This is a genomic window from Fructilactobacillus sp. X2R1C3 (assembly GCF_059901425.1).
This window is the reverse complement of sequence record NZ_JBWXUW010000005.1, coordinates 155,182-177,809: the sequence shown is the minus strand read 5'-3', so window position 1 is coordinate 177,809 and position 22,628 is coordinate 155,182. Positions and strand designations below refer to the sequence as shown.

Genomic DNA, 22,628 nt, shown 5'->3' with positions numbered 1-22,628 from the left:
TCAATGATTTGCTTGGAAAAAATCCGTTTCCCATAATGCGCAAATCGTCTGATTCACATTTATTTCTATATCCTTCAGCGATTACGTGTCTAAAACATACTACACCATCTGGCCTAATTTCACAAACCGAAGAACCTATTCCAACGCTTCTAAAACTCGTTCTAAGTGAATTCCGTGACTCCCTTTTAACAAGACTTCATCCCCAGTAGATAACTGGGAGTCTAGGCTTTTAGCTAATTGATCAAGCTGATCGACCGGATAATAATGGAGGGCATTTTGATTGGGATATTTTTTTTGCAACATCTGATATAAAGACTTCATAAGTGGCCCAACTAGGTAAACCTGATTAATCAATTGCGGATCGATTGCGTCAGAAATATCCTCGTGCATCTCAACCCCTTTATCACCAAGTTCCAGCATGTCACCTAAAACTGCGATTCGTTTCCCCTGTAAATGAGTAGACTGAAACGCTTTTAAAACGGCTTTTAGAGCCGACGGGTTCGAATTATACACGTCACTTAAAATCATTTCACCATTTTGACCCTTAACCCATTCAGTTCGATTATTAGTAAAATTGGCATGGTCTAGTGCCGATTTCATGTTGGCTGGCAGGATTTCCGCCAGTTCACCAACCTCAATGGAAGCAAGGGCATTGTTGACATTGTAGTCACCAATTAGCGGAATGGTGAATTTCATGTTTCCAAATCGATTTGTCTTAAATGTCGTTTCGTGGTCGCCGTCATAGACATCCCTTGGGTAAATATCGTTAGTATCTTTTCTCCCAAAGGTCAACTTTTCAACGTCAAGTGATTTAGCCCGTTCGTCCAATAGGGGTTCGTCACCGTCATAGACAAACACTCCGTCCGGCCTAAGTCCGTGGGTAATCTCCATTTTGGCATCTGCAATCTTAGCACGGGTTCCGAAGAATTTAATGTGAGCTTCACCAATCATGGTAATGACGGCGATATCTGGCTTAACAAGCTTACTTAAAAAGTCAAGTTGGCCGGGTCGGTCCATCCCCATCTCTACCACCAAATATTCTGTGTTAGATTCCATGGAAAGGATCGTAATCGGAACCCCAATCTCATTATTAAAGTTAGCGTGCGTTTTAGTAACATTAAACTGAGTGGCAAGGATTGAAGCAATCATGTCCTTCGTAGTGGTCTTACCGTTACTCCCAGTGATTGCCACCACCTTGGGATTAATCTTATTTAAATAGTGTCGACTGAGGTCCTGTAAGGCTTTTAACGTATCATCAACTAAAATAACCGGAAAATCCTTTGGGACATCACTAGTTCGACTCTTATTCCAAAACGTTGCGTTAGCCCCGTTTTTTACGGCACTGGCGATGAAATCGTGTCCATCGTGATTCCCAGTCAGCGGAACAAAAAGATCATGCGGTTTTAACTTACGACTATCAAATGAGACTCCCGTTATTTCAACGTTTTCGTATTTTTTTGAATTTAAGTCGCCATTAACGGCTTTTGCAACCTCTAAAAGGTTCATTTTCATAACAAAAACTCCTCTTAATTCGATGTAAATGCATTTAAAGTATATCAGAAAAAGCCCAATAAAAAAGCGATTCAGTTGGTTTAAACCAAATCGTTTAATTCTCCCTCATCATCAACGTCTCTTTGAAGCTCCCACGTTTTAGTGGAAATATCATAAGTAATTTGTCCCACTTTAAAGGCTCCACTTCGTAACTGGTCCTCAGAATTCCAAATTACTTTGGGAGATCGTTTTGTGTGTCTCATTAAGGGAATCTTGAGCTTCGGTCTCTTCATAACTATCATATCACACGGAATAATCACTCCCGTAATTCCCAGTTTTAACAACTTGGTCAGGGTGTGGTCATCGATATCCTTAAACGGCACCTGCTTCACGAACATTCGTCTACTGTTCCACTGCTTTTTTAGATGCCGTTTAATGCAGACGGCCAAAATTTGATTAATGACACTAAAATGACGCATGTATACCTTTGTAAAGCCGGTGGAGTCACCCAAAAACACAAATTGATTCTTCAACTTAGCCGAAAATGGACTCGTCTGATTGAGTGGGATACCCATGTGACTCAAGTACAACAAGTCTGCAATTTCATCCCCATTTAAAGAATCCAGATCCTCCCGGTTTCTAAAATCAACCCATTTTTTGGTACTAATCTTATTGTTAATCATGTACTCCCTAATTTCATTTTGACCAGTAATTAAATCAAACTTCGTGGACATATTGAAATCATTTGCGTAACGATAATCATCATTCAATAAAATAATATTTTGGGGATCATGCTTAATTCCATTTAAAAAATCCGACGGAAGGATTCCCCAGCTGCAGGCAAAATTTTTAACTGGATTAACCTGCAAATAAACTGTGTTAATTAACATATTCGTCTTGCTCCAATCCTTATTACCCCTTTCACCATAAAATAAGATTTTAATAACCATTTTTCCAACTCACGTCATTTTCTTACGTTATAATTAGCGTTCATTTTTATATATATGAAGTTCGATTACTGTTAATATAGTAATAACGATTTAAATTTCGGGAGTGTGGATTATGAAAAAAACTAACGTTTTATTTGTCTGCTTAGGGAATATATGTCGATCTCCCATGGCAGAAGCAATGTTTAAAAAAATGCTTATAAATAAAGGACTTTCAAATCATTATTCAGTAAGTTCGGCTGCTACCGAAAACGATGAGGCAGGTAGTCGTCCTCATCCTGGTGCTCAAAAAACCATGGACGCTCATCACTTAGATTATAGTGGGAAACGATCCCATCCAATCACCGCTTGTGACATCGATAATGCTGATTACATTATTACCATGGATGACTACAATATCAGTGATCTTAAAAAAATGATTCCCAAAAATCAATGGGATAAGCTTCATTTATGCATGGACATTGTTCCCGGCAAAAAGGGAGTCAACATCGTTGATCCTTGGTATACCCATCGATTTGAGGATACTTACCAAATGCTGGATCAATCCTTGCCACTGTGGCTAAACTACATGCAAGACCATCATAACAGCAAACCGGAAGGAAGCGAATCATTTGAATCAGAATAAAGCCCAAATCTCTGATCCGGTTCCCTCAGAAATATGGCACAAAAACCTAGTAGCACTGTGGTTTGGGATGTTCATGAATGGATTAGGCTTTAGTGAAGTTATGCCCTTTCTCTCCCTGTTCATCGCCACGCTTGGCCACTACAATTCTAGTCAATTAAGTATCTATAGTGGACTGGCCTTTTCAGCTTCTTTCATTGTCACCGCTGTTGTCTCCCCAATTTGGGGATCATTGGCTGACAGATACGGACGAAAGGTCATGCTTTTACGAGCATCACTTGGAATGGCAGTCTGCTTAATCTTGATGGGTTTTGTTACCGCCGTTTGGCAGTTAATTGCTCTGCGTTTTATTCAGGGAATCTTTTCTGGATACATGAGTAATGCCAACGCCTTACTTGCAACCCAGGTACCAAAAAGAGAAAGTGGAAAGGCCCTCGGTATTTTAACCACCGGCAACGTCTCAGGAACCCTCTTTGGCCCCTTCATTGGTGGAATCTTAGCCTCTGTCTTTAGCTATCGTCTCACCTTCTTCATTACTGGTGGCTTACTCATCTCAGTCTTTTTTGTCACGCTATTTTTCGTTAAAGAACACTTTAAACCGGTCGCAAAGGAAGACAACCTATCTACTAAACAGGTTATTTCCGAGCTTTCAAACGTTAAACTGATTTTTGGAATGTTCTTGACCACCCTGATTATTCAGGCTTCTAATTTTTCTATTTCACCAATTCTGTCACTGTACGTCAAAGAGATCATGCACAACAGTCCTCAAGTCACTTTCTACAGTGGAATTGTTGCCGCGGTTCCGGGGATTGCCACGCTATTTGCGGCTCCCAAACTAGGAGCGTTGGGTGATCGAATTGGGACCTCCAAGATTATGCTGGGTGGTTTCATCTTTGCCATCTTGGTCTACATCCCCATGGCGTTTGTAACCAACGTCTGGGAATTAATGGGACTCAGATTTCTGATTGGAATCTCGAACGCCTGTATGCTACCTGCCGTTCAAACCATTTTGGCTAAAAACACTCCATCTAACGTTACCGGTCGAATCTTTAGCTGGAATCAATCAATGCAGGCAGCTGGAAACTGTATTGGACCAATCATTGGTTCCATTGTTTCTTCGTTGTTTGATTACTCAAGTGTGTTCATTTCAACCGCAATCCTTGTCTTTATCAACTTCTTGTTAGTATTAAACGAAACCAGAAACGAACAGAAAACCGTAAACTAAATTTAGACACAAAAAAAGAGCCAACTATAAGTTGGCTCTTTTTATTTACTATTATTTGTCGGCAAGACCATATTTCTTGTTGAAACGATCGACCGCACCATCTGCTTGGTTGAACTTTTGCTTACCAGTGTAGAATGGATGTGAATCAGATGAAATTTCAACTCGGATTAATGGGTAAGTGTTGCCATCGTCCATTTTGACGGTTTCATCAGAGGTTGCAGTTGAACCAGTAATGAACTTAAATCCAGTACTTGAATCTTGAAAAACAACTTGATGAAAATCTGGATGAATTCCTTTTTTCATAATATTTCGCTCCTTTTGCCCTAAACACAGTTCAGAGATTGATTATCGAATATAACATCAACCATAATAGCTTAACATTATTTTTTGACGCACGCAATAGGACCCAAACGTTAGCCGTCCTGGTCAATCATCTGAACATTAGCGTGTAGGTTAGTCAATTTATTAGTAATATTATCATATCCGCGTAGGATATTGTCCGCATTTTCAATAACGGTCTTACCATTAGCCATCAATCCAGCAATGACCAAAGATGCTCCAGCGCGAATCTCTCCGGCTTGAACGGTTGTCCCATGAAGATTCTCACTCTTACTGATAATAATTGAATTATCAGCTGGATTGACCTTGATGTTAGCCCCCATCTTCTGAAGTTGCGCAATGTGATTCTGACGTTCTGGATAAATTGTATCGTGAATCACACTATCCTCGTCTGCCTTAAACAGCATAGGGGTAATTGGTTGTTGCAAATCCGTCGCAAATCCTGGAAACGGTGCCGTTTTAATCTCAATGCCATTTAGTTTTCCAGTCTTTGGAACATAAATACTGTCTTCACCAATTTCTAATTGAACGCCAGCTTCAATCAGCTTGGCCGTGTAGGCTTGCAAATGCTCAGGAATGACGTTTTTAACGTTAATTCCCTTCCCAACAGCGGCGGCCAACGTCAAGTATGTTCCAGCTTCAATTCGATCAGGAATAATCGTATGCGTTGCTTTAGCCTGGAGATGATCAACGCCTTGAATCCTGATGACGTCGGTTCCAGCACCCCTAATCTTAGCTCCCATACTATTCAAAAACGATGCAATATCAATAATTTCCGGTTCCTTAGCAGCATTACTAATGGTAGTAACGCCATTAGCCTTTACCGCTGCCAGAATCGTGTTGATCGTCGCTCCAACCGAGACCATGTCAAAGAAGATCGAAGCCCCATGAAGTCCGTTTTCCGTTGCATTAATATCGACCGAATCATCACTTTCATTGACTTCAGCACCTAAGGCCTTAAAGGCGCGAATGTGCTGGTCAATTGGCCGTGGTCCGATATTGTCTCCACCAGGGAAACTAATCGTGGCACGATGAAACTTGCCAAGGAGCGCTCCCATAAAATAATAGGAAGCGCGTAGACTTTTAATTGCTTTGCCGGGCAGTTCACCCTCAAGTATATTAGTTGGATCAATGTTTAAGACACCATCTGAAAAATCAGATGTTACGTTCATCGACTGGAGAATTAGCATAAGATTATGCACATCCAGGATATCGGGAACCATGTCAAGTTCCACTGGACTATCCGCCAAAATAGCGGCCGGTATCAAAGCGACCGTACTATTCTTAGCTCCGCCAACGGTGACGTCGCCATATAGAGGATGTCCTCCTGATATTTTTAGTATCGTCATAATTGGTAATCCTCACTTATATCATATCTTTCAATAATAATCATAGGAAAGTTTTCACCAAAACACAATACAAAATCAGAAATTATTTTATTAAGATTATAAAGAAGCCTAATTACTTCTTGTGGTTATGCATGTGTTCTTTGTCGGCAGCGGCGACAAACGCCTTGAATAATCCCTCGGGACGATTTGGACGTGATAAAAATTCGGGATGGTATTGTGCCGCAACGTAGAATTGATTATCTGGGACTTCGACCACTTCAACCAGGTGATCATCTGGTGAGGTTCCAGAAATAACTAAGCCAGCATCTTCCAGGTCTTTTCTAAATTTATTATTGAATTCATAACGATGACGATGACGCTCTGAGATTTCCTTCTTGTTGTCGTATGCAGCGGCAGCCTTACTCCCTGCTTTTAACTTGGTCTTATAAGCACCCAAGCGTTGGGTTCCCCCAGCATCCGTAACGTCATTTTGATCGGCCATCAGATCAATCACGTTATGCTTAGTCTGTGGATCAAATTCAGTTGAATTGGCATCCTTATAACCCACAACGTCTCTGGCATATTCGATGGTAGCAATCTGCATTCCAAGGCAAACACCTAAATAAGGCACATCATTTTCTCTAGCATATCGAGCGGCCTGAATCATCCCTTCAACTCCTCGATTACCAAATCCACCGGGAACCAAAATTCCGTCCATTCCCTTTAATTTTTTAGAAACGTTGTCCCTGTCAATCGTCCCAGCATCAACCATGTGAATGTTAACCTTATCGTCAGCCGCATAACCAGCATGCTTTAAAGCTTCATTAACGGACAAGTAGGCATCATTTAGATCAACATACTTACCAACAATGGCAATGTTAACCTCGCCCTTGAGATTTCTGATGTGCTTCTCCATCTTCTTCCAGTCTTTCATGTCAGCCTCTGGAGCCTTAACGTTAAAGTGCTTTAAAATCTCATCGTCCATGTCTTGTTTTTGAAAACTAAGTGGGATTTGGTACAAGTTAGGAGCGTCGATGGATTCGATGATATCCTTAACCGGAACATCACAGAACATGGCGATCTTTTTCTTCATCTCATCACTAACCGGTTTTTCAGCACGAAGAACCAGCATATCGGGTTGAATGCCAATTCCCCTTAATTCTTTAACACTGTGCTGGGTTGGTTTGGTTTTCATTTCCTTTGCGGCGTGCAAGTACGGAACAAGCGTAACGTGAATATAAAAAGTGTTCTCGTCACCGACTTCGTGTTTCATCTGACGGATGGCTTCCAAAAATGGGAGGGATTCAATGTCTCCAACCGTTCCACCAATTTCTGAAATAACAATGTCAGCGTCAGTACTTTGAGCGGCACTCATAATCTTTTGCTTAATCATTCCAGTAATGTGGGGAATGACCTGAACGGTTCTACCAAGATAATCTCCGTGACGTTCTTTTCTTAAAACTTCTTCATAGATTTTACCGGTCGTAAAGTTAGAGTACTTGTTTAAATTGTTATCAATAAAACGTTCGTAATGACCTAAATCAAGATCAGTTTCAGCACCATCATCGGTAACAAAGACTTCTCCATGTTGGTAAGGATTCATTGTTCCTGGATCAATGTTGATATACGGATCAAACTTTTGGATCGTAACGTTAAAACCACGATTCTTCAATAATCTTCCGATTGAAGCCGAAACAATTCCCTTTCCTAAGGAAGAAACTACTCCACCGGTTACAAAAATATACTTAGTCATGCTTAACTCCTCCATCAAATTTAGGTTACAACATAAAAAAAGCTCCCCATTCATTGAATAGGGAGCGGTTACTTATTCGAAATACTTCACATGTCTGTAAAGTGCCCAAATAGTATGTTAAGTGATTCTCCATGATTAGTCAAGTCTAATCATTGTCGTCGTCATCATCTTTTTTATCATCATCGTCATCTGGATTGACCTCTGAGAGGTCTCCTTCAACACCATCATCGTCGTCAATGGCGTCATCATCAGCATCAGGGTTTTCTTCATCAAGATCCTTATGATACTTATCCTTGTCGTCAGGGGTATCATCAAAATCATCCTGATCTTCTGGATCATCATTATCATAGTCGATCACGTCATCATCGTCAGCTGCATCAGCCATAAAAGCATTTACCTTACGATGCTTTTTGGGAGTGTTACTGTTGTCTTCTTCGCCTTCATTGATGGTGGCTTCATTAATTGATTCATATGGGTACCAAGTACGAAGACCCCAAACGTTATTGCCAAGGGAAATAAAGCTCCCATCAACATTAAGGTCTGTGTAGAATTGAGGTAAACGATCACGAATTACTTGGTTACTGTCTCCCAAGTATTTTTGTACTTCGTTGGTTAAATCAACGAATGACATGGTTTTACCAGCATCAGCTAAAATTGCATGAGCCACTTCAACCATTGATAATTCGCTTTTATCTTGCTTGTCTAATTCTTTAAGTTCCAATTCGACCACGCCTTTCTAGATTCCTAACAGACTAATAATACTAGTTTAACATTTAAATTGCAATTTGACTTGGTAGTCGCCGACTTTCTGTCCATCGGTATATAACTCATAGTTAATTTCAATCATTTGCCAACCGTTCTTCTCATCTCTAGATTGCTTAATGCTAGTGGTATGTGCCCCAACTTTCAGATTACCAAAGGGGGTTCGGTACAAGTCTTCGATTGTTTCATTCGGTTTAAAATGAAGTTCAAGATGATTTTTGCCAGCACGAGTTAACCGAATCGCATCTTTTCCAATCCGGTAGGTAACAGGAACATCAGGTTGTCCGTCAACGTGTTCAACGTAACGTAAATAACGATAGCCGTTGAGCATAACTAGTTGTCCATCTTCTTTAAAATGATGATGTTCGACGTTTTCGTCCTGCTTTATTTTGATTGCAATCTCAACTTGAACTTTTTCGATCTTTTCGTTTTCTGTCAAAATATCACCTCACAAATTTGATTTTACGCCGTTAGCAATGGAAATGCACTAACTTTGAGTTTGTCATGACGTTTATTTTTATTTCAGTTATAATGAAGAGAGATTAGTATAAGTGGAGGTCTTTTATTGAAGTATTACAGTCAACCATTGAAATATGACAAAGTATTTCGTGACCCCGTTCTGGGTCATGTCTACGTTGAACACCAAGTAATTCTCGATCTCATTAATACGCCTGAATTTCAACGTCTAAGACGAATCAAACAGTTAGGAACTACTTCATTAACCTTTCACGGAGCAGAACACACCCGATTTAGCCACTCTTTAGGAGTGTATGAAATTACTAGACGAATTTGTGATAATTTTAAGCGAAACTATCCGTCAAAAAAAGCGGGTGATGGCTTATGGGACGATTCAGAACGAATCGTGGCACTGTGTGCCGCTCTACTTCACGACGTTGGTCACGGAGCTTATTCACATACGTTTGAACACATTTTTCACACCAATCACGAACAGATTACCCAACAAATCATCACTTCAAACGAAACGGAAATTAACCACGTCTTAAGTCAGGTTGGTCCCGATTTTCCCGAACGCGTCGCCAGCGTCATTAACAAGACCTACGACAATCCACAAGTCGTCCAAATGATTTCAAGTCAAGTTGATGCCGATCGGATGGACTACCTTCTAAGCGATTCATATTACACCGGAGCCCAATACGGTAAATTTGATTTAGATCGGATTCTTCAGGTGATGCGGCCGTATTCCGGTGGGATTTGTTTTCGGGCAAGTGGTTTACACGCGATTGAGTACTACATTGTTTGTCGTTTTCAAATGTATCAACAAGTCTACTTCCATCCCGTCTCACGTTCAATGGAAGTTATTTTAAGTCATCTACTGATGCGGGCAAAAGAATTAGCCCTGCAACCAAAGAGCACCTTTAAACCAAGTCTTTTAATGCCAATTTTTTCTAACAACTATTCCCTAGATGATTATTTACAAATTGACGACGGGGTGCTTAACACCTACTTCGTCATGTGGCGCAAGTCAGAAGATCCGATTCTTTCAGACCTCGCCAAACGTTTCTTAAATCGACGTCCCTTTAAGTCCGCCAAGTACAACGATCAAACGGAATTTTTAATTCCCAAGCTCCAAAAGATCATCGAAAAGGCCGGATTTAATCCAAAGTATTACACTGCCACCGACAACAGTTTTGATCAGCCCTACGATGTCTATGATCCAAAGAGTAAACATCAAAACGCCCAGATTGAACTGATGGAAAATGATAGTAATCTGGTAGAACTTTCCCAGGCTAGTGACCTAGTTCGTGCCATTACCGGGAAACTAATTGGTGACAAACGCTTTTTCTTTCCGCGTGAAATGCTTAAACCAACGAAGAACGTCGAACTTTTTCAACCCTTGTACGATGAATTTCAAAAATACATTGATAATGACAACCTTATAATTCCAAAGGAGAACTAACATGGATATCAAACTAATTGCCATCGATATCGACGGCACCCTATTAAACGAAAAAAATTTGTTAGCACCCGCTACCATTGAAGCCATTACTAAAGCCCGCAATCAAGGTATACAAGTGGTTCTTTGTACCGGTCGCCCCATTACTGGCGTAAAGCCATACCTCAATAAGCTCGGGATTGACGGAGACGACGAATACGCCATCACCTATAATGGTGCTTTAGTCGAAACGGTTAGTGGCAAAGTGTTAATCAAAGAAACGGTTAAGTACGATGACTTTTTAGAAATTGAAATGATGTCACGCGAAATGGGCGTCCACTTCCAAATTGAAACGGTTGATTCCATTACCACTACCGATCGCGATATCAGTCCCTTTTCCGTTGAAGAAAGCCATCTTGTTTCGATGCCCATTAAATATCGAACTCCGGGCGAAATTACCCGTGACGTCAATATTTACAAACTGATGTACGTCGATTACCCGGACAAGATCACCAAAGCAAAGGGCAATCTACCAAAATCAATCTACGACCGAATGAGTGTCGTTCAGAGTTCACCGGTCTTTCTTGAGTTTATGAACTCAAATTCAAGTAAGGGCAACGCTTTACGGGATCTTTCCGAAAAGCTTGGTTTAAAACCCGATAACGTCATGGCAATCGGAGATCAGGGCAATGACATTTCGATGATCAAGTTTGCGGGACTTGGAGTATCCATGGGTAACGGAATCGATGAAGTTAAAAAGAACGCCCAGTTCGTTACTAAGCCTAATTCAGAAGACGGCGTAGCGTACGCCATCAATAAATACGTTAATCAGTAACAAACGAGCACAAAAAAATAATCTTAGCTTAAATGCTAAGATTATTTTTTTATCCATTATTTTTTCTCGTCATCCTTACTGTAGTCAAACCGGTGACTAAACAGTGGACTAACAGGACGATTTTCGTTAATTCTAGTAATTGCATCCCCAATTAGTGGTGCAACTGAGATTTGTTTGATCTTGTCAATCTTTTTATAGTCAGGCAACTGAATTGAATCGGTCACAACCAATTTCTTAATTGGTGAGGCTTCGATTCTTTCCGTTGCTGGACCAGACAAAACGGGATGGGTACAACATGCATAAACTTCTGAAGCACCAGCATCCATTAGAGCTTGAGCTCCCTTAGTAATGGTTCCAGCCGTATCAATCATATCGTCAATCATGATACAACGCTTTCCCTTTACATCACCAATGATGTTCATAACTTGAGCAACGTTAGCTTTTGGTCGACGCTTATCAATAATGGCAATTGGAGCCTTTAAAAACTCAGCCATGGCACGAGCTCGACTCACACCACCATGATCAGGTGAAACAACCACCGCGTCTTTTGCGAGCCCATTCTTGATAAAGTAGTCGGCAAGAAGAGGTGCACCCATCAAATGATCAACGGGAACATCAAAGAATCCTTGAATTTGAGCAGCATGTAAATCAAGTGCTACCAGACGAGTAATCCCATCTTTTTCCAGCATATCTGCCACTAACTTAGCGGTAATTGGCTCACGACTTCTGGCTTTACGATCTTGTCGCGCATAACCATAGTATGGGATCACTACGTTAATGGTCTTGGCACTTGCTCTTCTTAAAGCATCGATCATGATTAATAATTCCATTAAATTATCATTAACGGGATCAGAAGTTGATTGGATAATATAAACGTTATCGCCACGAATGCTTTCTTCAATATTAATTTGAATCTCACCATCGCTAAAGCGACTGACGGAAGCTTTTCCCAAAGGAACTCCCACTCGTTTAGCAATCTTTTCTGCAAGCGGACGATTTGAATTTAAAGAAAAAATCTTTAATTTTGGATCAGCATACTTTTCAGCCATTATAACCCCCACATTTTTTTCCTACCTAATCAATTCCATTATATTATTTTCAGAAAACAATTTCACTATTTAGCTCAAATTAATTAGCACCTTTAAAGGGCAACTTTTTATAGTAACCGGGCTTGTTAGTTTGACGCTCCCTAGCAATTCCCATGTCGTACTGATCCATGTCGTCAGTAATGGTCGACCCAGCAGCAATAAAGGTATGATCAGCGATGTGGACTGGAGCAATCAGGTTAGAATTGCTTCCAATAAACGAATCATCACCCACCGTTGTGGTGTGCTTATGAGCTCCATCGTAATTCGCAAAAATCACTCCGCAACCAATATTAATGTGTTTTCCAAGTTTAGCATTCCCAACATAGGTTAGATGACCCATCTTGGTTCCCTCACCAATGGTGGCACTTTTAACCTCACAGAAATTGCCAATGTGGACGTTCTTCTCAATCTTAGCACCCGGTCTTAAATGACTATCGGGTCCGATATCAGATCCGGGCATCATCTCAGAATCCTCAATCACCGAAGAGAAGACCTTAACGTTATCATGAATTTTACTGCCAGAAATTTTAGAGTGGGCACCAATGATACAGTTACTCCCAATTTCTGTTCCATTTTGCAGTTGAACTCCTGGTTCAATAATGGTATCTTGACCAATTTTAATGTCACTATCAATGTAGGTATCAGCAGGGTTAACAATCGTAACGCCATTTTGCATGTGCTGACGATTAATCCGGGCTTGCATAATTTGGGTGGCGCGGGCTTGAGCAACCCGATCGTTTACCCCCATCGATTCATTAAAGTTCGCCATCTTATAGGCGGCAATTGTGTGGCCCTCATTTTTTAAAACTTCAATGGCATCAGTTAAATAATACTCACCCTGAGCGTTATCATTATTAATTTTGTGCAAAGCCTCAAATAACGAATGATTATCAAACACGTAAACCCCAGTGTTAATCTCATGAATGCCCTGCTCTTCCGGTGTGGCATCCTTTTGCTCCACAATCTTTTCAACAATCCCAATGTCATTTCTAACAATCCGACCATATCCAGTTGGGTCAGGAGCTTGTGACGTTAAAATGGTTGCAGTGGCCTTTTTTTGTTCGTGATACTCAAAGAGTTGCTTAAGAGTGGAAGCTGTAAATAGTGGTGTATCACCACTAATGACTAACGTCTCACCATCTGAGTCCTTTAAAAGTCCTTCAGCTCGTGCAACGGCATCGCCAGTCCCAAGTTGTTTGTCCTGGACGACATACTCACAACGATTGCCAAGTTCATTTTCCACATCTTCAGCACCATAACCAACAATCGTGATGATGTTATCCATATCTAACTTGGATACCTGCGTCAAAACATGGTCAACCATTGACTTGCCGCAAATTCGGTGGAGAACTTTATATAACTTGGACTTCATCCGAGTGCCCTTACCAGCCGCTAAAATAATCGTATTCTTTGAACTCATTTTTGTTCCCCTTGTAATTAATTTTTAATTTGTACTCCCAAAAATTTTCTGGGCATAATTGCCAGGTTTAATCTCAATCTGATCGTCTTTAATATCCATTTTCAGTAATGAAGTAAAATCAGTCACCTTTCTGTGACCTGGGTCGTCGGTTTCAACAAAAACCGTACTGCCCACTAGATGACAGTCAAACTCATCAATCAGGGACGTCAGACCAGAAATCGTTCCACCACCCCGCAAAAAATCATCAACAATCAAAACGTTGGAGCCTGGCTTCAGGCTTCTTTTTGAGATTGTCATTCGTTTAACTTCTTGACTAGATGCGGAAACGTAGTTAACACTCACGGTCGACCCCTCAGTAATTTGAGAGTCGTGCCTAGCAATTACCAGTGGCACATTTAAATACGTGGCAGAAGCTTCGGCAACTGGAATTCCTCTCGTTGCCACCGTTAGTACTGCGTCAACTTTCTGAAACAGGTATTGGGTGGCAATAATCCGCCCAATGGTTTTCAACTTCTCCGGTTGGCCTAAAATATCGGACATGTAAACGTAACCACCAGGAAGATAACGATCGTTATCGTTTAAGATGTCAGAGACCTCTTTAATAAACTGATCAGCCGACTCTTTTAAAATGTACGGCGTGAATTTAGCGCCTCCAGAAGCTCCGGGAACGGTCTCAACCAGACCAATCCCACGTTGTTGAAATGCTTGCTTCACAATAGCTAAGTCCTCACTAATGGAAGATTTAGCAGAATTGTAGCGCTTAGCGAAAAAAGTTAATGGTACTAATGTATGAGGACGGTTTAATAGATAGTTTGTCATGTCTACTAATCGTTCACTTCTTTTAAATTTCATGCTTTCACCTCGTCATAAATTGGCACACAAGGAAATTTTAGCATAAATGTTCGTGTTTTACTTCACTTTATCGAAAAAAGAGTAAAAAAAAGAGGAACTAAATCAAATTAGCCCTCCCTAAAGTGATTATAAACCAGTGATCCAAAGTAAATGGCAACCTCAATAACAGCAATAAAGAAACTGACCGGCCAGTTCGTGTAGTATCCAAGCGTTAATCCAGCCCAAACTCCGATCAAACCAAAGATGATGGCAAGTCCGATCATTTTTCCGACTGAATGGGCAAAGTATTTAGCACTAGCAGCTGGCAAAGTCAAAAGGATAAAAATCAAAAGTGCCCCAACAATTTGAGCAGCAACTGAGACACTTAAGGCCAGCATTACTAGGAAAATCAATGAGAGAATCCCACTTGGAATTTTCTGAGCTCTGGCCCCTACCGCATCAAACGAGTCAAACTTTAAGTCCCGATAAATACATAAGGTCACGATTAACACAATCACCGATAGCCAAATCATCTGATGGACTTCAGAAGCACTGATTCCAACAATACTTCCGAACAGGATATTGGTGGCGTAACTAGCACTACTGTTTGAAAGGGCTAGAAATAAGACCCCTAGTCCAATAAAAAGAGCTGAAACAGCACTGATGGTATCCTCTCGTCTTTCGGCTACGGAACCGGCACTCATTCTCCCAACGAGAACCGAACTGATAGTGGTAAAGAGCAGCATCCCGTTTAACGGACTAATCCCCACAAACATCCCAAAGGAAGCACCGGCAAATCCAATCTCAGATAAGGTGTGGGTCAGAAACGGCATGTTTCTTGAAACCACAAATACCCCGATGACCCCACAGACCACCGCAATGATGGTACTTGCTAAAAAGGCATTACGCATAAATTCAAAACTAAACATCGGCTTGCCCCTTCCAAAATTCTTCAACATTTAAGTTCTTAATTGGCCCAAATTCATAATTATCCGGACGCAAAAACAGGTATTCGTTTGCAAACTTCTTTGCTAACGGAATGTCATGTGTGACAAAGATGACGGTTAAGCCCCTTTTGACGTTTAGATCCGAAACCACATCTAACAAACTTTCCTTAGCTTCTGGATCAAGACTGGCCGTCGATTCATCCAAAATCAAAAGATCGGGTTTCACTACCAGTGCTTGTGCTAAATAAGCTCGTTGTTTTTCCCCACCGGAAGTTCTTCCTAATGGCTCTTTGGCAATGTCATTAAGATTGGTCTCAGTTAGGACCTGATTTAACGTTTCACGATCTTTTCTTGAAAGCCATGGTAGTTTAAACCCACTAAAAGCCAAAGCAACAAAATCTTTTACCGACAATGGATACTCGGTATCAATATTTCTAAACTGGGGTACATACCCAATCTTGACCTGAGAACGATCTGGAATAAACTGAACCTTTCCACTGGTGGGCTTCAACTGACCAAGAATCACTTTGATCAAGGTGGTCTTTCCCACCCCATTCTGTCCTACGATACTTAAGAAATTACCACGTTTCACGTTAAAGCTTAAATCACTTAAAACGTGTTTATCCGCAAAATTAACGGTTAAATTTTCTACCTTTAAAACTAAGTCATCCATCTTTAAACTCCTACCATTTCGAGCTTCAATAATACTAACGAAACTTACTAACTAATCAATAGTTCTCAACTAATATAACACTGTTATCTTAAGACATGCAACTAACAGCTCGGGGAAATCATGGATTATCTTGACTAATTTAAATACTTTCATCATTTTACTAATAATATAAAGCAAAAAAAAAGACCTTTCGGTCAATTCATTAAACAAAGTTAATCTCGATGTTCTTGGTTAAAATATCAGTATAACTGTATGATACTTGTCCTAACTTCTCGTCTGGATCAAGTGTAATTAAAAATACAGCGGGAAATGTCTCAGCCAGAACTCCATCATATTCGTTTGTTCGTTTTCTTCCGGCTTGTGCAGTTACATGGATTTCCTGTCCAATGTGATTATCTAGAAATAATTTAATTTTAGATAGACTTGTTGGCATCATCAATCACCTCGCGTAGCACTATTATACATTAAAATCAATATAATGTAAAGGTAACCGTGAAAGTGCCTGCTATGACAGCAATCCGCTCACGTGAAACCGATTTGCCATTTTCACAAATTGATCAACCGATAATTGTTCGGGACGATCTGACTTATTAATGCCTAACCGTTTTAAATCCTGTTCAATTTGTTCTTTTACCTCAGGTTTCTTCCCAAAAATGCCCTGCAGATTATTCCAGAGAGTCTTTCTTCGGTGCATGAAGCATCCATGCGCAAAGCCAAAGAAGGCTTTTTCATCGTAAGCAATCACCTTTTTATTGGTTTTCGGAGTTAACTTGACCACTGCAGAATCAACCTTTGGTGAGGGAATAAAGGACTTGGCCGATACGTTAATTGCAATCTCAACGTTTTCTAGATACTGAGTGATAACTGTCAAAGCCCCATAGTCGCGATTGCCCGGCTTCGCACTAATCCGTTCTGCCACTTCCTTCTGCATCATCAACACCGTTGAATCAAATTTGACGTTTCCCTTTAGAATATCCATCAAGATTGGTTTGGTGACGTAGTAAGGTAAATTAGCCACGACTTTTAGGTGATGCTTTCCGTCAAAGTTTTCTTTAATTAATTTGGGTAAATTAGCCTTCAAGAAGTCTTGATTAATAACCTTAATATTGTCGTACGGACTAAGGGTTTCATCCAAGATTGGTAGAAGATTCTCGTCAATCTCAAATGCCATTACGGCATGCGCCGACCGAGCAATTTGTTCAGTTAACGCCCCAATTCCAGGCCCAATTTCAATCACATCATCTGCATCAGAAATTTGGGCAACTTCAACAATCTCCTTTAAAACCCCGAGGTCGTTCAAGAAATTTTGTCCTAAACTTTTCTTAGCGTTCAAACGGTAACGATTCAAAATAGCCTGCGTGCGAGCTGGGCTACCAATTGCGGGAATATTACTCATCTAATCCCTCCTTATCATCAAGTTGTTTTAATGCATCATCAAACTGTTTTTTCGTGATACCAAACATTCGTAATCTTTTTTGCATTTGCTTGGCGTTGACATACCCTAAATGAAGTAGTTCTCCTAATTCTAGACGGCGTTCCTTTGCTTCTTTAGTTCCAACTAAACCAGCTTGAATCAAGTCTTGTTTACTGATGACTTCAGGATTCTCATAACTTTCGGTATATACCTCAGACAACGCATCCCGAATTGCCTCCGGACTAGCATGCTCGACTCCAAGCGATCCCTTCTGTGTATCAGGAACTGCGTCGGATTTTTTCAAAAAGGCGTGCTTAGCTTCCGGAACCTCATCTGAAATTATTTTTCTGATTTTTTCACCGGAAAAATCTGGATCAGTAAAAACGATGATCCCACGGGTTTGTGCCAACCGATCAATTAGATCGAGGGTCTCATCCGAAATTGCAGAGCCCCGGGTTTCAATCGTATCAGCATCAACCGCCCGTTGAATTTGTTTGGTATCGTCTTTTCCTTCAACCACAATTACTTCTTTAATTCTTTTCATTTTAATTATCCAATCCAAATAATCTATTCGTATTTTCGTATGTCGCTTTCGCAACCACATCCGGGTCAAGATCTTTAAACCTTGCGACCGCTTCTAGCGTGTACAAAGAATAGGCTGGTTCATTTTGTCGTCCGCGAAACGGCTCAGGTGTCAAATATGGGGCATCCGTCTCTACCAGAATCTTATCCATTGGAGTTAAACGAGCGGCTTCATGAACCTCTTTGGTTTTCTTAAAGCTCACGACCCCACTGTACGAGACCACCATTCCTAAATCAATGAATTTTTTCATCCACTCACTATCACCGTTAAAACTGTGGATAATGCCACCGACTTCACCAATGTTTTCGTCCTTTAAAATCCGGTACACGTCCTCAAAAGCATCCCGGTTATGGACTGAGATTGGTAAATGCATGTTTTTGGCAATCTCAATTTGTCGTCGAAAGACCCGTTCTTGGACATCTTTGGGCGTAACATCTTGAAAATAATCCATTCCAATCTCACCCACAGCGACCACTTTAGGATTTTCAAGCTGTTTTTCAAGAAGTTCTTCCTGCTCATGACTATAATTCATAGCATCTTCTGGATGCCATCCAATAATTGAATACAGATTGTCGTACTGAGCTGAAAGCTCTAAAGAACGCTTATTTAGTTCAGTATTAGACCCCACGTTAGCCATCCTAACCACACCTAGTCGTTTGGCATGCTGAACGTAGCCATCAATATCATTTTGGAATGGTTGATCGTTTAAATGAGTGTGCGAATCAAATATTTTCATTGCCTATTCCTTTCATAATCGAAAAAGTTTCACTAATCATTGACTAGTGAAACTTTTTTACTACGCTAAAATACTACCATTATCTAAAGTTTGATCAACGGTAGCCACTTTGATTGAACCATCATTTTGTTCAACGGACAAAATCATTCCCTGACTTAATTCGCCACGCAGTTTCTTAGGTTTTAAGTTAGCGACAATGATTACTTTTTTACCAATTAGTTGCTTAAAGTCTGGATACCACTTGGCAATTCCAGAAACGATCTGACGGTCACCGTCATCTCCCGCATCAAGTTGAAATTTCAGTAATTTGTCTGCATTTTCAACCTTAGCCACGTTTTTAATCTCGGCGACCTTCAATTCAACTTTTTCAAAATCATTAAAGTCCAAGGTCTTCTTCTCTGACTTCAAAATCGTTTTTTCTGGGTCAAAGGCTTTCTTTTGATCAGCACGTTTCATCGCCGAACGACCCTTCGTCTTATCAGACTGGGTCATCTGATCCTTAATGAACTTCACCTCAACGTCGCGATCTAAACGAGGAAAAATTGGTTCACCATTCTCAATCACCCTTTGTTTTTCAGGAAGTCCAGAAAGAGCAGCATTCTTAATGTCAAATCCATCCATCTGATCTAAGCCTAATTGACGATACATTTCATTCGCCGCATTTGGCATGATCGGACTCACTAAGATCGCAATCAAACGAAGACTTGCTACCAAGTGGCTCATTACGTTTGCAAGTTTAGCTTGATCGTCTGGATTATCTGTCTTTTTGGCTAGTGTCCAAGGTTCGGTCTGATCGATGTACTTATTAGTTTGTGCAACTAATTTCCAAATCTCAGCCAAAGCATCAGATAAATGAGTGTCATTCATCAAACGCTTGAATTCTGAAACAGTTGTTTTAGCTACCTTCTGCAAATCAAGACTCGGCTGATCATCAGAATCATGATATGCGGGTGTAACACCGTCTTCATACTTATTGACCATTGCAATCGTTCGGTTCAACAAATTACCGAGGTCGTTAGCTAAGTCGTAGTTAATTCGATCAACAAAGTCTTCTGGAGTGAAGATCCCGTCACTTGCAAACGGAATCGCTCTAATCAGGTAGTACCTCGTTGCGTCTAAGCCATAACGATCAATTAGTGTCTCAGGATAGATCACGTTTCCCTTTGACTTGGACATCTTCCCGTCTTTCATGGTTAACCAACCATGACCATAAATTTTCTTTGGCAGTGGAAGCCCAAGCGCGTGCAAAATGATCGGCCAGTAAATAGTATGGAAACGCACAATTTCCTTTCCAACCATCTGTAGATCAGCTGGCCAAAATTTCTTGAACAACTCGTCATTATCACTGTCATAACCAAGGGCAGCGATATAGTTTGACAAAGCATCAATCCATACGTAAACCACGTGCTTCGGATTTGACTTGACGGGAACTCCCCATTTAAAGGTAGTTCTAGAAACCGCTAAGTCATCCAAACCTGGTTTTAAGAAGTTGTTAACCATTTCGTTCATTCTTGAATGTGGCTCAATGAAATCGGGATGCTCTTTGTAGTAATTCATTAACCAATCAGAATATTTACTCATCTTAAAGAAGTAACACTCTTCGTTAACAAGTTGAACCTCGTGTCCCGATGGGGCTTTTCCGCCAATCACGTTTCCATCAGCATCACGATAAACCTCTGCTAATTGCGATTCGGTAAAGTATTCTTCGTCTGAAACTGAGTACCATCCCGAATACTGTCCAAGATAGATGTCACCCTGATCTTGTAACGTTTGAAATATTTTTTGCACGGTTTTTACGTGTTTATCATCAGTGGTTCTGATGAAATCATCGTTGGAAATATCCAAATTAGCCCACAAGTCAGATATTTGAGTGGCCATCTTATCAACGTAACTTTTAGGATCAACACCCAACTTTTCTGCTTTTTGTTCAATCTTTAGTCCATGTTCATCGGTTCCGGTTAAATAAAACACATCGTAGCCAGATTCCCGCTTAAAACGAGCCAGTGCATCACAGGCAACCGTCGTATAAGCGTTCCCGATGTGTAATCTTCCTGATGGATAATAAATTGGTGTTGTAATGTAATATGTTGGTTTCTCAGCCATCCCAATTCGCTCCTTTATTCCTATCGTACAAACTAAATCGTACCAATATTATACTACTTTTGCCCTTTAAAACAGATCGAGTTGCATGGGAGCTAACCCACCAAAGTTCAATCCTAAAATCTTTTTTAACTGAAGGGCATTGTCAGCCGCATCATGACCAGAGTTGTTGTTAAAAATGACGCAAACTACCTTAGCTTTTTGGCGTAGATTATCAACAACTTCGGCAAAATGCTTTAATTCCTCTTCGTTATAACGATACAGAGTCCGTTTCTTACGCCACTGGGAGCTCTTTTCAAACCAGCCCTTTTGGTTTTGACCGTGCAGTCGAAGCATGACGAATTTCTTATCCGTAACAACGGGTTCAAAGGGCACGCCATCTGACAAATTGTGAGGTTCGTCAGCAATCACTTCACTCATTTTGAGGCTCTTGAGGTAGTCATGGACATCATTTGAGATCTCATCACCATACCAACTGGGATTACGAAACTCAACTGAGATAGGTAAACTTCCCATCCACTCACGAACAAGTCTAAGGTACCTAATGTTATCGTTGTTTAAACGGAAGTACGGTGGAAACTGAAATAAAACGGAGGCAAGCTGATTACCATCTACTAGCGGCGCAACCATCTCACCATACCGCATAAATTGCTCTCTTCTAACCTGCTCATTATCTTCACCAAACTGTGGCAAATGATGTTTGGTCATCAAATAATTGGCCTTTAAGATGAATTGAAAATTATTTGGAACCTGCTTTTGCCAATTCTCCACCGTCTTAATCTTGGGGATTCCGTAAAATGGATTATCAACTTCAACAATCGGAAAATGTTGCGCATACTCCGATAAAGTCACTTTGCGATCTTCCCCGTTAATCAGCGATGGATGATCAGACCAGGTTGTCAGTCCAATTAAAATCACGTTACCACCTATACTTTCAGTTTATCAAAGAAATCAACGGCGTCTTCTTGCACCATGGTAAACGGAAACGGAAAATTAAGTTCCTCTTGGTTAATCGCAATCACGTCAGCGTTAGGATTACGATAGTCCAACAGTCCGGCAAACGGGTAGACCCGCATTGACGTTCCAACAATCACAATCAAATCACTTTGACTCATCAGCCTGACACTATTCTCAATTGTCTGGGGATTAATTCCCTCGCCATACAAAACAATGTTAGGACGCAAAATTCCACCACAGTTTTGATGGTACATACTCTTCATGTATTCATGATAATCAACGTGTTTGCCGCACTTTTGACAGTAAATATCATAGAGGTTGCCGTGAAACTCATTCAGGTTCTTTGCGTCAGCCTTTTCGTACAGATTATCAACGTTCTGAGTGATGATACTAGCACGATTTTGACGGGTTAATTCCGCCTGTTTTTTGTGAATAACGTTGGGTTGAGCGTCTGGATAGTACATGTTTTTCTTGACGTACTCGTAGAATACCTCAGGTTCATTTACTAAGCAGTCGTGACTCAAGTAATATTCCGCTGGTTTACTGCTCTTATCATTCGTATACAATCCGCCCTTAGAACGATAATCGGGAATTCCAGAAGGGGTTGAAATTCCGGCTCCCGTTAAAAATACGATGTTTTTAGCATTATTAAACTTTTCTTGAATATTATCTTGATTCATATT

General features: G+C 40.6%; 23 protein-coding genes. 4 read left to right on the top strand and 19 right to left on the bottom strand.

Translation table 11 applies throughout. The annotated features are described in order from the left end of the window. Positions 1–135 precede the first annotated feature (135 nt). Together AC6UDD_RS06785 and AC6UDD_RS06780 are read right to left on the bottom strand one after the other, a co-directional pair. Entirely contained in the window at positions 136–1,512 is a 1,377-nt protein-coding gene (locus AC6UDD_RS06785) for a UDP-N-acetylmuramoyl-tripeptide--D-alanyl-D-alanine ligase (RefSeq protein WP_500719993.1), read from the bottom strand. Between the two features lie 80 nt (positions 1,513–1,592). Beyond that, a complete protein-coding gene (locus AC6UDD_RS06780; protein WP_500719991.1) occupies positions 1,593–2,381 on the bottom strand; it encodes a hypothetical protein in 789 nt (262 codons plus the stop codon). A 172-nt stretch (positions 2,382–2,553) separates the two neighbouring features. Between AC6UDD_RS06780 and AC6UDD_RS06775 the strand changes: the two genes are divergently transcribed. Then, positions 2,554–3,063, top strand: a complete 510-nt coding sequence (locus AC6UDD_RS06775; protein ID WP_500719988.1) for a low molecular weight protein-tyrosine-phosphatase — start codon at positions 2,554–2,556, stop codon at positions 3,061–3,063. Beyond that, positions 3,050–4,285 (top strand): multidrug efflux MFS transporter, encoded by a 1,236-nt coding sequence (locus tag AC6UDD_RS06770; protein WP_500719985.1) that lies wholly within the window; start codon positions 3,050–3,052, stop codon positions 4,283–4,285. Before AC6UDD_RS06775 ends, AC6UDD_RS06770 begins: the two co-directional genes overlap by 14 nt. Before the next feature lie 51 nt (positions 4,286–4,336). Here the strand turns inward: AC6UDD_RS06770 and AC6UDD_RS06765 are convergent, their stop codons facing one another. The 5 genes from AC6UDD_RS06765 to AC6UDD_RS06745 form a co-directional block, all read right to left on the bottom strand. Beyond that, positions 4,337–4,588, bottom strand: coding sequence for a type B 50S ribosomal protein L31 (locus AC6UDD_RS06765; protein ID WP_500693987.1), 252 nt, complete (start codon positions 4,586–4,588; stop codon positions 4,337–4,339). 110 nt (positions 4,589–4,698) lie between these two features. Further along, the gene (gene murA, locus AC6UDD_RS06760) at positions 4,699–5,973 is read right to left on the bottom strand and encodes a UDP-N-acetylglucosamine 1-carboxyvinyltransferase (protein WP_500719983.1); all 1,275 of its coding nucleotides are present in this window, start codon (positions 5,971–5,973) and stop codon (positions 4,699–4,701) included. Between the two features lie 112 nt (positions 5,974–6,085). Continuing rightward, positions 6,086–7,705, bottom strand: a complete 1,620-nt coding sequence (pyrG, locus tag AC6UDD_RS06755) for a CTP synthase (protein WP_500719981.1) — start codon at positions 7,703–7,705, stop codon at positions 6,086–6,088. Between the two features lie 145 nt (positions 7,706–7,850). Further along, positions 7,851–8,426, bottom strand: coding sequence for a DNA-directed RNA polymerase subunit delta (gene rpoE, locus AC6UDD_RS06750; RefSeq protein WP_500719978.1), 576 nt, complete (start codon positions 8,424–8,426; stop codon positions 7,851–7,853). Between the two features lie 45 nt (positions 8,427–8,471). Next, on the bottom strand, positions 8,472–8,906 hold the full coding sequence (locus AC6UDD_RS06745; protein ID WP_500719975.1) for a YwiB family protein: 435 nt from the start codon (positions 8,904–8,906) through the stop codon (positions 8,472–8,474). A gap of 126 nt (positions 8,907–9,032) precedes the next feature. On the opposite strand from AC6UDD_RS06745, the gene AC6UDD_RS06740 reads away from it, so the two are divergent. Beyond that, positions 9,033–10,385: an HD domain-containing protein gene (locus AC6UDD_RS06740; RefSeq protein ID WP_500719972.1), complete on the top strand. Its 1,353-nt coding sequence runs from the start codon at positions 9,033–9,035 to the stop codon at positions 10,383–10,385. 1 nt (position 10,386) lies between these two features. Next, positions 10,387–11,196 (top strand): sugar-phosphatase, encoded by an 810-nt coding sequence (gene yidA, locus AC6UDD_RS06735; protein WP_500719970.1) that lies wholly within the window; start codon positions 10,387–10,389, stop codon positions 11,194–11,196. A 56-nt stretch (positions 11,197–11,252) separates the two neighbouring features. On the opposite strand, the gene AC6UDD_RS06730 is transcribed toward yidA, so the two are convergent. The 12 genes from AC6UDD_RS06730 to AC6UDD_RS06675 form a co-directional block, all read right to left on the bottom strand. Next, on the bottom strand, positions 11,253–12,245 hold the full coding sequence (locus AC6UDD_RS06730) for a ribose-phosphate diphosphokinase (protein WP_500719967.1): 993 nt from the start codon (positions 12,243–12,245) through the stop codon (positions 11,253–11,255). A gap of 79 nt (positions 12,246–12,324) precedes the next feature. Continuing rightward, a complete protein-coding gene (glmU, locus tag AC6UDD_RS06725; protein WP_500719965.1) occupies positions 12,325–13,704 on the bottom strand; it encodes a bifunctional UDP-N-acetylglucosamine diphosphorylase/glucosamine-1-phosphate N-acetyltransferase GlmU in 1,380 nt (459 codons plus the stop codon). Between the two features lie 24 nt (positions 13,705–13,728). Further along, the gene (purR, locus tag AC6UDD_RS06720) at positions 13,729–14,556 is read right to left on the bottom strand and encodes a pur operon repressor (protein ID WP_500719963.1); all 828 of its coding nucleotides are present in this window, start codon (positions 14,554–14,556) and stop codon (positions 13,729–13,731) included. Positions 14,557–14,663: 107 nt separating this feature from the next. Further along, positions 14,664–15,464, bottom strand: coding sequence for a metal ABC transporter permease (locus tag AC6UDD_RS06715; protein ID WP_500719960.1), 801 nt, complete (start codon positions 15,462–15,464; stop codon positions 14,664–14,666). Continuing rightward, the gene (locus AC6UDD_RS06710) at positions 15,457–16,155 is read right to left on the bottom strand and encodes a metal ABC transporter ATP-binding protein (protein WP_500719957.1); all 699 of its coding nucleotides are present in this window, start codon (positions 16,153–16,155) and stop codon (positions 15,457–15,459) included. Before AC6UDD_RS06710 ends, AC6UDD_RS06715 begins: the two co-directional genes overlap by 8 nt. 202 nt (positions 16,156–16,357) lie before the next feature. Then, a complete protein-coding gene (locus AC6UDD_RS06705) occupies positions 16,358–16,588 on the bottom strand; it encodes a Veg family protein (RefSeq protein WP_500693999.1) in 231 nt (76 codons plus the stop codon). Positions 16,589–16,660: 72 nt separating this feature from the next. Beyond that, a complete protein-coding gene (rsmA, locus tag AC6UDD_RS06700; RefSeq protein WP_500719955.1) occupies positions 16,661–17,551 on the bottom strand; it encodes a 16S rRNA (adenine(1518)-N(6)/adenine(1519)-N(6))-dimethyltransferase RsmA in 891 nt (296 codons plus the stop codon). Beyond that, entirely contained in the window at positions 17,544–18,113 is a 570-nt protein-coding gene (rnmV, locus tag AC6UDD_RS06695) for a ribonuclease M5 (protein ID WP_500719952.1), read from the bottom strand. Before rnmV ends, rsmA begins: the two co-directional genes overlap by 8 nt. Before the next feature lies 1 nt (position 18,114). Continuing rightward, the gene (locus AC6UDD_RS06690) at positions 18,115–18,888 is read right to left on the bottom strand and encodes a TatD family hydrolase (protein WP_500719949.1); all 774 of its coding nucleotides are present in this window, start codon (positions 18,886–18,888) and stop codon (positions 18,115–18,117) included. 60 nt (positions 18,889–18,948) lie between these two features. Continuing rightward, the gene (metG, locus tag AC6UDD_RS06685) at positions 18,949–20,991 is read right to left on the bottom strand and encodes a methionine--tRNA ligase (protein WP_500719947.1); all 2,043 of its coding nucleotides are present in this window, start codon (positions 20,989–20,991) and stop codon (positions 18,949–18,951) included. 66 nt (positions 20,992–21,057) lie between these two features. Then, positions 21,058–21,906, bottom strand: a complete 849-nt coding sequence (locus AC6UDD_RS06680) for a DUF72 domain-containing protein (RefSeq protein WP_500719943.1) — start codon at positions 21,904–21,906, stop codon at positions 21,058–21,060. An 8-nt stretch (positions 21,907–21,914) separates the two neighbouring features. Further along, positions 21,915–22,625, bottom strand: coding sequence for an NAD-dependent protein deacylase (locus AC6UDD_RS06675; protein ID WP_500719940.1), 711 nt, complete (start codon positions 22,623–22,625; stop codon positions 21,915–21,917). Between the last annotated feature and the right edge of the window lie 3 nt (positions 22,626–22,628).